Origin of the sequence: Methylobacterium sp. (genome assembly GCF_028290105.1) — a bacterium.
In the GTDB taxonomy this organism is placed as follows: domain Bacteria; phylum Pseudomonadota; class Alphaproteobacteria; order Rhizobiales; family Beijerinckiaceae; genus Methylobacterium.
In genome coordinates this window covers 1-11,368 of record NZ_JAQGKL010000276.1, presented here as the reverse complement: position 1 = coordinate 11,368, position 11,368 = coordinate 1, and the positions used below count along the sequence as shown (strand labels likewise).

The window sequence follows — 11,368 nt, the reverse complement described above, 5'->3', positions numbered from 1 at the left end:
CCTATGATGCGTTTGCGTCGCTGCCAGATGGCGACCTTGCGAAGCAGGCGCGAGAGCTGTTCGACCGAATAGGGCTTGTGCAGCAGCTCGAACCCGTAGGTGCCATTCTGCGCCAGCACGTGGCTGTAGCCGGAGGCCAGCAGAACCGGTAGGTCGTGATGGTCCCGCCGGATCCGGTGAGCGAGGTCGATCCCGTTCATCCCGGGCATGACGACGTCGGTGAACACCACGTCGAAGCGGTCGGCGTCCTTCGCCAGCTCGACCAGCGCCTCCTCGGCATTGGCCGCCCAGACGGTGACGTAGCCGAGTTCGGCCAGGGTCTGAGTCGCGAACGTCCCGACATCCGCGTTGTCCTCGACCACCAGGACGCACGTGCCGTGTCCATCGACGAGGGGTTCGGGCTCCACCTGGGGCAAGTGTGCGATGGCTTCGACCCGGGGCAGGTACAGCACGAACATCGTACCCTGACCGACCGTGCTCTGGACGCGGACCTCACCTCCGGATTGCTTGGCAAAGCCGAAGACCTGGCTCAACCCCAGGCCGGTTCCCTGTCCGACCCCCTTGGTCGTGAAGAACGGCTCGAAGATGTGCTCGATCTGATCGGGGGCGATGCCGGCCCCCGTGTCCTCGATGCACACCGCGACGAAGTCGCCACGGACCGCGGGGTGGCTGCGGATCGGCGGAATGACGGAGACGGGATGCACCGTGATGGTGAGGGTGCCCTCGCCGTCCATGGCATCCCGGGCGTTGACGGCCATGTTCACCAGGGCGGTGTCGAACTGGCTCGGGTCGGCGTTGATGAAGCAGGGCTCGTCCGGAATCTCCGTGACGATCCTGACGCGCGAACCGCTCAGCGTGCCGACCATGTCGCTGATGGTGGCGACGCTCCGGCCGGCGTCGAAGACCTCCGGCTTCAGGGCCTGCCGCCGCGCGAAGGCGAGCAACTGACCCGTGAGCTTCGCGGCGCGCGCGACCGTGTCCGAGATCGCGCCGATGTAGCGCTGGCGGCGCTCCTCCGGCAGGTCCGGACGCTTGAGCAGGTCGGTGGAGGACTTGATGACGGTGAGCAGGTTGTTGAAGTCGTGGGCGACGCCGCCGGTGAGCTGGCCGACGGCCTCCATCTTCTGAGCCTGGCGCAGGGCCTCCTGGGCGGAGGCAAGCTCCGCCTCGCGCGCCTTGACGATGGTCAGGTCACGACCCACGGCGATGAAGTTGGCGCCATCCGCCTCGGGCGCGACCGTCCATTCGATGGGCTTCCATGCCCCGTCCTTGGCGGCGATGCGGTTCTCGAAGCGTGTCGGCTGCCGCGTCTCCCCCATCCGGGTGAGGCCGGCGAGCGTCGGCTCCGTGTCGTCGGGGTGCATGAAGGTCGCATAGGGCCGTGACAGGAGTTCGGCCTCGGACCAGCCGAGGACCCGTGTCCAAGCCGGGCTGACCGCCGACATCATCCCTTCGTAATTGGCCCGGGCCAACATATCCTCGGACAATGTCCAGAGCCGGTCGCGCTCGGCCGTGCGCTCGAAGACCTGCTGCTCCAGAGTGCTGTTCAGAACCTGGAGTGCGTCCTCCATGCGCTTGCGCTCGGAGATGTCGCTGAAGAGCACGGCGACCCGGCGCGCGGCGGGATCGCCGACGCGCAGGGCACGCACGTCGAACCAGCGTCCGAACACGTCGGCCCTGTTCTCGAAATGCGCGGGTTCGCCCGTCAATGCGACGCGCCCATACGTTTCGAACCAGTGGCGTTCGAGGTCGGGAGCGAAGTCGCTGACCCAGCGGCCGACCACGTTGGCGCCGGTCTGCCGTTCGAAGGCGGGGTTGGCTTCGAGGATGCGGTAATCGATGGCTCGATCCGCATCGTCGAACGTCACCGCGATGATGCAGAACCCGACGTCGATGCTCTCGAACAGGGTGCGGTAGCGACTTTCGCTTTCCGCCAGCGCGGCCTGTGAGCGGAGCTGGTCCGAGACCTCGTAGCCGCCGACGAAGATGCCGGTGACAGCCCCGGCCTCGTTCCGGATGGGCTGGTAGAGGAAGTCGAGGTAGCGGTCCTGGGTTTCACCGGCGAACCGGATCGGCAGCGCACGGGCCGCGAACGGCTCGCCCGTCGCATAGACCGTGTCCAGAAGCTCGTAGAACCCCGTGCCGACCAGTTCCGGGAACAGCGCGCGGACGTTGTGCCCGATGTAATCGCGCCGACCCGCGACCGCGATGTAGGCGTCGTTGACGTACTCGAAGATGTGGGTCGGTTCGCGCAGCACGGCCACGAACCCGGGCATCTGCTGGAGCAGGGCCCGCTGCCGCTGGCGCTCGGAAGCGGCCTGCCGCTCGGCGAGCACCTGGCGGGTCGTCTCGGTGCAGGCGCAGAACAGGCCGACGATCGCCCCGTCGTCCCCGGGCACGGGCGTGTAGGAGAACGCGAAGTGCGTCTCCTCGGGGTAGCCGTTGCGACGAAGGGTGAGTTGCAGGTCGTCCATGTGCACGGGCTCGCCCGCGAACACGCGATCCATCAGTTCTCCCACCTCGTCTCGGATCTCGGGCCAGGTCTCGAAGAACGGCCGGCCGAGGGCGGCGGGATGCCGTTCGCCGAGCATGGGCGCATAGGTGTCGTTGTAGACCAGGGTCCTGTCGGCGCCCCAGGCGATGAACATGGGCTGCCGGGAGTTCAGCATCACCCGCACCAGGGTCAGGAGCGATTGGGGCCAGCGCTCCTGTGGTCCGAGAGATGTGGTCGACCAATCGTAGGCACGCATCTGGGTGCCCATGACGCCACCATTGGCGAAAGCCGAAACGTCTGACGTCATGGATTCAAACCTGCCCCCGGATGCGCGGCGTCCACATGCGGGAGGCGGAGTCGCAGGAGGCGGAGTCGACAGGGACCGCGCCCGCGTCCTGTCGGCGCAACACCCGGATGGCCGTACGGATCGGATCGCCGGCGGAGGCGTATTCCCCCTTCGCGACTTGGGCGTCGATCGAAACCACCGGTGTTTCCGTCAAGGCGATGGGGCGAGCGTGGTTGGCGGGCATGTCCGCCTCCTAACACAAATGATGCTCAGGGTGTTTCCCGGCGGACGGCCAGAAAGCAAATCTGTGCCCGTCACCCGCGCCGGGAAGCAGGGGTTTGCGCCGTGCAAGTTCGCCTCTGCGTCATCGGACCGGCCTGAAACGGGATCACCGGCCGCAATCTCGGATCGACTTCGGCCGTACGGCCATGTCGGCTTCGATTGCTGGTCTGTCCGAAAGCTGACCATCGCAAGATGACCCATCTCGGGCCATGCGACGCTTGGACAAGGCGAGACATCGTCCGGACCAGGTGTTCGCGCTGGCCCGCGAACGAAAACGGGCGAATCACGAAAATGCGTGGTGATGGGGCTGGGCAATGTGCCCGACCGCATTCCCTGCGGCCATGCGTTTGGCGGGCCGGGATTGACGCCCGCCCTGCGCAGCGGGCACACCCGAACGCTGCGGATCGCTCAAGAATCCGTATCGAAGAATTCGGACCGAGGAGACGTGCATGGACCGGCCCACCGTTCCTGCCCCACAGGTGGCTCAGGCGATCCGTCCGTCCGACGCGACCGGCCTGTCCGCATGAGCGGCGCGGCCCTGAGCCAGCGTCCGTCCACCGGCGCGCTGCCCGTGGACGCCGCCCTGCGCGGTCGCATCTTTGCGCTGCGCGACGGCCTGCTGCACGGCCTCATCGGCGCAGATGCCATGGTGGAGCGCCTCCTGATCGGCCTCCTCACCGGCGGGCACCTCCTCATCGAGGGTGCGCCGGGCCTCGCCAAGACCCGCGCGGTCAAGCGCCTGTCGGACGGGCTCGACGGCAGCTTCGCGCGCATCCAGTGCACGCCCGACCTGATGCCCGCCGATCTCACCGGCACCACCGTCTGGCGCCAGGATGCGGGCGACTTCGAGTTCCTGCCCGGCCCCCTGTTCCACTCCCTCGTCCTCGTCGACGAGGTGAACCGCGCCCCGCCCAAGGTGCAGTCGGCGCTCCTCGAGGCCATGGCCGAGGGGCAGATCACCGTCTCGGGCCACACCCACCCCCTGCCCGACCCGTTCATGGTGGTGGCGACCCAGAACCCGATCGAGCATGCGGGCACCTTCCCGCTGCCCGAGGCGCAGCTCGACCGCTTCCTCCTCCACGTGCTCGTGGAGATGCCCGACGAGGCCGCCGAGCGCCGCATCCTCGACCTCGTCGAGGGCGAGTTGAACCACCACGCCGAGGCGATGCCGGTGCGGCTCTCCGTGGAGGAGATCCGCGCCGCCCGCGAGGCCGCCCTCGACGTCTACGTCTCGCCCGCCCTCAAGGACTACCTCGTGCGGCTGGTGGCGGGCACCCGCACCGACGCGGCCGCACCCGATCTGCGCGCCGCGATCGAGCACCCGGCCTCCCCGCGTGGCACCTTGGCGCTGATGCTCGCCGGCAAGGCGCGCGCCTACCTGCGCGGCCGTGACCACGTCACCCCCGAGGACGTGGCGGACCTGGCCGCCGACGCCCTGGCGCACCGCATCGGGCTGACCTGGCGCGCCGCCGCCGAGGGCCAAACCGCGCGCGGCATCATCCGGGGTCTCGTCGAGCGGGTGCGGGCCCTCTGAGCGCGACCATGAACCCGGCATCCGCGTCCGTTCCGGCCGGCGATCCGCTGCTCGCGCCGGGCGTTCACCTCTCGGGCGAGGCGCTGATGGGCCTGCGCCACCTCGCCCGGCGCGGCACCGGCCCGGCCACGCGGACGCTCGCCGGCCTGCCCGGCGGGATCGTGACGCGCCGGCGCGGGCGCGGCTCCGAGCCCGACGACGTGCGCCTCTGGTCGGAGGGTGACGACCGCCGGCACATCGACCGCAACGCCACCGCCCGCACCGGCATCCTGCACGTTCGCACCCACCACGATGAGCGCGACCGCGCCGTGGTGCTGCTCGTGGACCTGCGACCCTCGATGCTGTTCGGCACCAAGCGGGCCCTGCGCTCGGTGGCGGCGGCCGAGGCCCTGGTGCTGCTGGGCTGGCGCATCGTCGGCGACGGCGGCCGCATCGGCCTGGTGGCGGTGGGCGCCGGCGAGCCCGTGGTGGTGCGCACGGCGAGCGGCGAGCGGGCGATGACCGCCGTCACCGGTGCCCTGGCGCTGGCCCATGCCCGCGCCCTGGCGGATGGCACCACCGGGGACCCGCCCCTCGCCCCGGCCCTGACCCTGGCCCAGAGCCTCCTGCCCTCGGGCGGGCATCTCGTCATCGGCAGTGCCCTCGACGCGCCGGGCGCCGATTTCGATCACCTCCTCACGGTGATGGCCGAGCGGCTCTCGATCCGTCTCGTCCTCGTCAGCGACGCCTTCGAGCGGGCCCGGCCCCCGGGCTTCTATCCCTTCGCCACGCCGGACGGCCGGCGCGGCACCGTGCAGGCGAGCCGGGCCGACAAGGCCCCGCCCAGCGCCGATGCGCGCCTCGTGGACTATGCCCGCCGGGGCATCGAGGGCCTGCGCCTCGATGTCGAGGCCGGTCCGGAGGCCTACGCGCCGCTGATGGAGCGCCTCGATGCGGTGCTCTAGGCCCCTGAATCCGAGGGTCGGCCGGTGAGCCCCGATGTCACGCCGAGCCTCGACCAGTTGCGCGGCCTGCACCTGCCCGCCGAGACGGGTGGCACCCAAGGGGCGGTGATGCTCGCCATCGCCCTGGGCTTTGCCGCCGCCCTGGCCTTTGGCCTGCTGCGCTACCTCCAGGCACGCCGCCGCGACTCGGTCCGGCGCGCCGCGCTCGGCGAACTCGCCGCCGCCAACGCCCTGCCGCCGGAGCAGCGCCGCGTGGCGCAGGCCCGGCTCCTGCGCCGGCTGGCCCGGACCCTCCGGGGCGATGCGGTGGCGGATGTGCGAGGGGCGGAATGGGGCCTCGCCCTCGACAGGCTGTTTGCCACCACGTTCTTCACGCAAGGCGCCGGGCGCGTCTTCGCGGAAGGGCTCTACCAGCGCGGCACGCCCGAGCCCGACCCGGTCGATACCGAACTGGCCCGGCTCTTCGCGCGGATCGGAGCCTGATCCATGTTGCCGAACTGGCTCACCGCCCTCACCTCCGCCTTCGATCTGGCCAGCCCCTACGCGCTCCTGCTCCTCCCCCTGCCGCTGCTGGCCGCGCGGCTGATGCCGGCCGAGCGCGTCGGGTCGAGCGGCGCCTTGCGGGTGCCTGCCTCCCTGGTGGCGCACGCCGCGCGCGGCGACAGCGTGGCGGCGCGGGGACGCGGGCGCGCCCTCCTGGTCTGGACCCTGTGGACGGCCCTCGTCGTGGCGCTGTCCGGCCCCCGCCTCGTCCTGCCCGCGACGGCACTGCCGGCCTCGGGCCGCGAGATCATGCTGGTGATGGATCTGTCCGGCAGCATGGAGCGGCGCGATTTCGACCTCGACGGCCAGACCGTGACCCGCCTCACCGCCGTCAAGCGCGTCGGCACCGACTTCATCCGCCGCCGGGCCGGCGACCGCATCGGCCTCGTGATCTTCGCCAACGAATCCTACGTCGCCGCGAGCCCGAGCTTCGACACCGCCACCGTCGCGCGTGCGCTCGACGAGGCCACGATCGGCCTCGTCGGCCGCTCCACCGGCATCGGCGACGGCCTCGGCCTTGCCCTCAAGCGCCTGAACCCGGCCGCGCCCGAGGCCGAGGGCGTGCGGCCGGCCAGCGCCAAGGTGGTGATCCTGATGACGGACGGCGCCAACAATGCCGGCCAGACCACGCCGCGCGACGTCGCCGGGCTCGCCAAGGAACTCGGCGTCCGGGTCCACACCATCGCGCTCGGACCCCGCGACCTCTCCAATGCCGACGGCGAACAGGACGTCGTCGACACCGAGACCCTTCGCGAGATCGCCGATCTCACCGGCGGCCGGATGTTTCGCGTGAAGACCACCGACGACCTCATCGCCATGGCGGATGCCATCGACAGCATCGAGGGCGGCCGCGCCAAGGCGCCCCCGGTACCCCTGCGCAAGGACCTCTGGCCCTGGCCCGCCGCCCTGGCCTTCCTGGCCGCCGCCGGCCTCCTCGCGGCGAGACGCGTCGCATGAGCCTCCTCGAATGAGCCTCCTCGACACGATTGCGGTGCTGCGGCCCTGGTGGCTCGCCGCCATTCCCCTCGTGGCCGCCCTGGCGCTGCGGGCGGCCTGGCGCTCCGCGCCGCTGGGTGACTGGACCCGGGCCGTCGATCCCGGCCTGATGGCGCTGCTGGCGAAACGCGGCGCGGTGCTCGGCGGGCGCCGGCAGGCGAACATCGCCGCCGCGCTCACCGCCGGCCTCATCGCCCTGGCGCTCACCGGCCCGGCGGTGGAGCGGCCCGATGCCGCCACCTTCCGCAACCTCGACGCCACCCTGGTGGTGGTCGACCTGTCGCGCTCCGTCGCCGAGGGCGGCCACCTCAAGGACGTGCGCCAGATCGCGCAAGCCGTCGCCGAGGCCGCCGGCACCCGCAGCGTCGCCGTGGTGGTCTATGCGGGCGACAGCTACCTCGCCGCCCCGCCCACCACCGACCGGGATGCCCTCGCCTCCACCCTGTTCGCCCTCGACGGCGACACCGTGCCCGATCGCGGCACACACCCCGAGCGCGGCCTGGCGCTCGCCCGCCGCACCCTGGCCGAAGCGGGCGTGATCGCGGGCGACGTGGTCCTCGTCACCGACGGCGACGGCATCGGCGACGCCGCGATCCGCGAGGCCAACGCCATCCGGGCCAAGGGCTGGCACCTGCACGGCCTGTTCGTGCCCGCCGGGCCCGGCCTGCCGGCGGGTTCGCCCAAACCGGACCGCGGCGCCCTCGAACGCCTGGCCGATGCGGGTGCCGGCCGCTTCGCCCTCCTCGACAGTCCCGCCCCGGTGCTGGACGCGGTCGGCGCCAGCACGGCGCAGCACCTCGCCGCCGGGGGCTACACCGTGCTCGCCTTTGCCGATCTCGGGCGCTGGCTCGTGCTGCTGGCGCTGCTGCCGGCCCTCGCCCTGTTTCGCAGGAGCGCCTGATGGCGATCGGTGCCCTCTCCGCCCGGCGGCCCGCCCTCCCCCGGCACTGGGGGCGATGGGCGCGCTTGGCCGCCCTCGGGCTCGCGGGGGCCGGCATCCTCGGCCTCACCGCCACCGCGCAGCCGCGCACCAGCCTGGGGCGCGCCCTGATGGGCCTCGGCCTGCCCGATGCCGCCGCCGGCGTCCTCGACGATCCGGCTTGGCGCGGCCCCGCCCTCTACCAGGCCGGGCGCTACGACGAGGCCGCCGCCCTGTTCCGCAATGGCGGCCGGCGTAACGCCTACAATCTCGGCAATGCACTGGCGAAATCCGGTGACTTGGCCGGCGCTCTGGAGGCCTACGACGCGGCGCTCCAGTACAACCCGCGCGATGCCGACGCGCAGGCCAACCGCTCCCTGATCGCCCGTCTCGTCGACGAGGGCGCGGGCGACCCCGGGAAGGGCGGGGGCGTCGCCAACGCCACCGCGACGGTGGGCGCGCGCTACAACAAGACATCGAACCAGGACCCGAACGACGACACCCAGGCCACCTCCAGCGGCGAGGGCCTGGCCGGCAACAAGGAGGGCGGCACCACCTCCTCGACCCCCGGCAACAGCAAGGTGGCACGGCGCGGCAAGGCCGAGCAGGTCTCGGTTGATTCCGGCAAGGGCGAGGCCCGCGGTTCGGCCAGCGACGCGGCCGGGCGCGGGCGCACCGGCGCGGGCTCGGCCATGGTCGCCGCCGCTCCGGAGAAGGAGGTGCGCCGGGTGACGAAGAGCTTCGAGGCCCACGAGATCCGCCCCGACCGCCTCTGGCTCCAGACCCTGCCGGATGATCCGGGGCGCTATCTCAAGCTGCGGCTCAAGGCGGAGCAGGCGGCGCGCGTGGAGGCCGGCACCGCCGTGCCGGGGGGGAGCAACCCATGGTGAGCCTGCCGAGACTTGGCCTGGACCTCGTCGCGAAATCCCTCGCCCTCGTCGTGATCCTTCTCGCCCCCCTCGCCGCCCGGGCCGAGATCGTCCCCGGCGACCTCACCCTCACGGTGACGCCCGAGCGCAACGGCAATGCCGATCCGTTCTCGCGCGAGATGGTGCTGCTGCGCATCCACGGGGTCTATCGCCAGCCGATCCTGTTGGAGGAGGTGGTCCAGCCTTCGCTCGCCAATTTCAGCTGGACGCAGCTCGGCCGCGACGCCTGGTCGAAGACCCGCCTGCCCGATGGGCAGGTCGCCATCGCCTTCGACCGGGTGGTGGCGATCTTCCCGCACCATCCGGGCGACTTCACCATCGATCCGTTCATCCACCGCCTCACCGTCAACGAGGGCGGCAAGCGCGTGGTGGTCGACGTGCCCTCGGCGCCCGTGACGCTGCCGGTCGCCACCTGGACGAAGCCGGTTGGCGGCCCCGACGCCAAGGAGCCGTGGTGGCTGCCGGCCAAGGACGTGACGATCACCGACAGCTGGAGCCCCGACCCGGAGACGGTCAAGCTCGGCGAGACCACCCGGCGCATCGTGACGCTCGAGGCGCAGGGCATGGTCGCGGAAGGGCTGCCCCCCCGCCCGGTGATGCGCACGCGCGGCATCCTCACCTTCGCCGGACCCGTCACCCGCGAAACCCTGATCACGCCGTCCGGTCCGGTGGCGCGGGTGACCTATCAGTGGGACGTGCGCCCGGCCATCGAGGAGGTGATCCCGCTCGACGCGATCGTCATCCCGTGGTTCGACACGGTCTCGCGGACCCTGCGCGAGGCCGAGATCCCCGCCCGCCAGATCGGTGGCGGCCTGCCGGACCGCGAGGACGAGGCGAAGCCGATCCTGCCGGCCTCCCCCGTCATCGTCGTCTCGGCGGCCCTCCTCGCCTTCGGCCTCGGCGTGGGACTGCTCGGGCTGGGCTCGGGCGGCGTGCCGCGCCGGCGCCTCGACGCCCGCACCCGCCGTGCCCTGCGCCGGGCCGCGACCGCGCGCGACCCCAAGGCCTTCCGCGCCGCGCTGGCGCCCGCGCTCCAGGGGGAGCCGGACCTCGCGGAGGCCTGGCGCGGCCAACCGGACATCGCCGCGGGCCTCGATGCCCTCGACCGCTCCCTCTACGCACGCGATCCGGCGGAAGCGCAGGCGTCCGATCTCGACCTCGCCGGCCTCGCGGGGATGCTGTCGCGGCCGGTCAGGGTCGCGCGGTCCGCGACCGGGTCGACCCGCCTCGCACCCCTCGACGGACCCTCCACGGCCGTTCGCTGACGTGAAGGATCAGCGTGTCCGTTCCTTGGGGAAGTAGAGGATCGCGAGGCGATAGGTCCGCAGCATCGCGATGGTGATGGCCACGATGAAGCCATACACGCCGCCCGTGACGTGCATCTTCATGAAATAATACTTGAAGAAGACCGACAACGGCTCGAAGCCGATCCGCACCAAAGTCAGTGGCGACTTCTTCTTGATCTCGCCGGTCTGCAGCTTGTAATAGGCGATGTTCTTCTCGACCAGATGCGCGATGGAGCGGATCGACTGGTGGAAGATCGGTGCCTTGATGCGACCCTTGTGCGCGCCCGGCAGCTTGATCTCGTCGAACACGGCGCTGTCGGGGAACCGGCAGCGGGTCCGGTCATAGAGCCGGATGTAATTGTGATAATCGGCAAACGGCCTCGGCCGCTCATCGCCCGGATAGACCTGGGTGATCTTGAACTCGAAGCCGTGGATCGCCTGCGGAATCGGTGCCGTCAGCAGCCTCGACAGCTCCGCGCGGGTGGCCTGCGTCAGCCATTCGTCCGCGTCGAGATTCAGGATCCAGTCGTGGCTGGCCTTCGACTCGGCGAAGCGCTTCTGCTGGCCATAGCCCTCCCAATCGCGATGAAAGCAGGTGGCCCCGAAGGCCCGGCAGATCGCCAGCGTCTCGTCGGTGCTGCCGGAATCGACCACGATGATCTCGGACACCAGGCCCCGGACGCTCTCGAGGCAGCGCTCGATGCGATCCGCCTCGTTCTTCGTGATGATCGTGCACGAGACGGCGGTTCGTAGGGCCGGATCAGGCGTCACCTGGGATTTCCCGTCGCTGGTCCGGGGCTTCGTAGCGGCGGCCTGTGTTTTTCACAACTCGCGTCCCGTGACGGCGGGTTCCCGCGATCCGGCCGGATGCACGGGACGCCCCGTCGCTTAACCTCTTGTTTACCCTGATCGGAGACCGCTTGACGGTCAGGGGAGCGACGATGCGGCGAGGATTGAGGGCGGGGCTGACGGCATTGAGCCTGTTCGCGGGCTGCGCGCCCTCGGGCGCCGCCGACCTGCTGCAGCCGGGTGGGCCGCGCGGACCCGAGCCGACCCCGGTGCCGCGCTACTTCCCGCGCGCCGAGGGGGACGAATCGGCGCTGGGCCGCGCGGTCGGGTCGCGGCGCCAGGTTCGTTGCCGGGTGCGGCGCGTTC

Annotated in this window: 11 protein-coding genes; 8 read left to right on the top strand and 3 right to left on the bottom strand. The window is 71.2% G+C overall.

Annotated features, from left to right (window positions below; genetic code table 11):
• On the bottom strand, nt 1-2,801 hold a 2,801-nt coding region (locus JWQ05_RS19075), incomplete at its 3' end, for a PAS domain-containing protein (protein ID WP_299661947.1).
• A gap of 4 nt (nt 2,802-2,805) precedes the next feature.
• Nucleotides 2,806-3,024, bottom strand: coding sequence for a type II toxin-antitoxin system ParD family antitoxin (locus tag JWQ05_RS19070; RefSeq protein ID WP_299661944.1), 219 nt, complete (start codon nt 3,022-3,024; stop codon nt 2,806-2,808).
• A gap of 561 nt (nt 3,025-3,585) precedes the next feature.
• Between JWQ05_RS19070 and JWQ05_RS19065 the strand changes: the two genes are divergently transcribed.
• From JWQ05_RS19065 to JWQ05_RS19035, 7 genes are read left to right on the top strand one after another with little or no spacing between them, the layout of a single operon-like run.
• Nucleotides 3,586-4,596, top strand: coding sequence for an AAA family ATPase (locus JWQ05_RS19065; protein ID WP_299661941.1), 1,011 nt, complete (start codon nt 3,586-3,588; stop codon nt 4,594-4,596).
• A gap of 8 nt (nt 4,597-4,604) precedes the next feature.
• The gene (locus JWQ05_RS19060; RefSeq protein ID WP_299661938.1) at nt 4,605-5,540 is read left to right on the top strand and encodes a DUF58 domain-containing protein; all 936 of its coding nucleotides are present in this window, start codon (nt 4,605-4,607) and stop codon (nt 5,538-5,540) included.
• Between the two features lie 24 nt (nt 5,541-5,564).
• On the top strand, nt 5,565-6,023 hold the full coding sequence (locus JWQ05_RS19055) for a DUF4381 family protein (RefSeq protein WP_299661935.1): 459 nt from the start codon (nt 5,565-5,567) through the stop codon (nt 6,021-6,023).
• A gap of 6 nt (nt 6,024-6,029) precedes the next feature.
• Nucleotides 6,030-7,040 (top strand): VWA domain-containing protein, encoded by a 1,011-nt coding sequence (locus JWQ05_RS19050; protein ID WP_299661950.1) that lies wholly within the window; start codon nt 6,030-6,032, stop codon nt 7,038-7,040.
• A 10-nt stretch (nt 7,041-7,050) separates the two neighbouring features.
• Nucleotides 7,051-7,980, top strand: coding sequence for a VWA domain-containing protein (locus JWQ05_RS19045; RefSeq protein ID WP_299661932.1), 930 nt, complete (start codon nt 7,051-7,053; stop codon nt 7,978-7,980).
• Nucleotides 7,980-8,888 carry a tetratricopeptide repeat protein gene (locus JWQ05_RS19040; RefSeq protein ID WP_299661929.1) on the top strand — a complete coding sequence of 303 codons (909 nt, stop codon included), beginning with the start codon at nt 7,980-7,982 and terminating at the stop codon, nt 8,886-8,888. The genes JWQ05_RS19045 and JWQ05_RS19040 overlap by 1 nt, the downstream gene beginning before the upstream one ends.
• Nucleotides 8,882-10,192: a hypothetical protein gene (locus JWQ05_RS19035; RefSeq protein ID WP_299661926.1), complete on the top strand. Its 1,311-nt coding sequence runs from the start codon at nt 8,882-8,884 to the stop codon at nt 10,190-10,192. The genes JWQ05_RS19040 and JWQ05_RS19035 overlap by 7 nt, the downstream gene beginning before the upstream one ends.
• 9 nt (nt 10,193-10,201) lie before the next feature.
• Here JWQ05_RS19035 and JWQ05_RS19030 read toward each other — a convergent pair whose 3' ends face one another.
• A complete protein-coding gene (locus tag JWQ05_RS19030; protein ID WP_299661923.1) occupies nt 10,202-10,984 on the bottom strand; it encodes a glycosyltransferase family 2 protein in 783 nt (260 codons plus the stop codon).
• 170 nt (nt 10,985-11,154) lie between these two features.
• Between JWQ05_RS19030 and JWQ05_RS19025 the strand changes: the two genes are divergently transcribed.
• A partial coding sequence (locus JWQ05_RS19025) for a hypothetical protein (protein ID WP_299661920.1) occupies nt 11,155-11,368 on the top strand: 214 nt, incomplete at its 3' end.

Excerpts from the sequence above, each read along its gene's own strand:
- JWQ05_RS19035 (WP_299661926.1), top strand. The coding sequence starts at position 8,882 with ATGGTGAGCCTGCCGAGACTTGGCCTGGACCTCGTCGCGAAATCCCTC.
- JWQ05_RS19060 (WP_299661938.1), top strand. The coding sequence starts at position 4,605 with ATGAACCCGGCATCCGCGTCCGTTCCGGCCGGCGATCCGCTGCTCGCG.
- JWQ05_RS19065 (WP_299661941.1), top strand. The coding sequence starts at position 3,586 with ATGAGCGGCGCGGCCCTGAGCCAGCGTCCGTCCACCGGCGCGCTGCCC.
- JWQ05_RS19070 (WP_299661944.1), bottom strand. The coding sequence starts at position 3,024 with ATGCCCGCCAACCACGCTCGCCCCATCGCCTTGACGGAAACACCGGTG.
- JWQ05_RS19040 (WP_299661929.1), top strand. The coding sequence starts at position 7,980 with ATGGCGATCGGTGCCCTCTCCGCCCGGCGGCCCGCCCTCCCCCGGCAC.
- JWQ05_RS19045 (WP_299661932.1), top strand. The coding sequence starts at position 7,051 with ATGAGCCTCCTCGACACGATTGCGGTGCTGCGGCCCTGGTGGCTCGCC.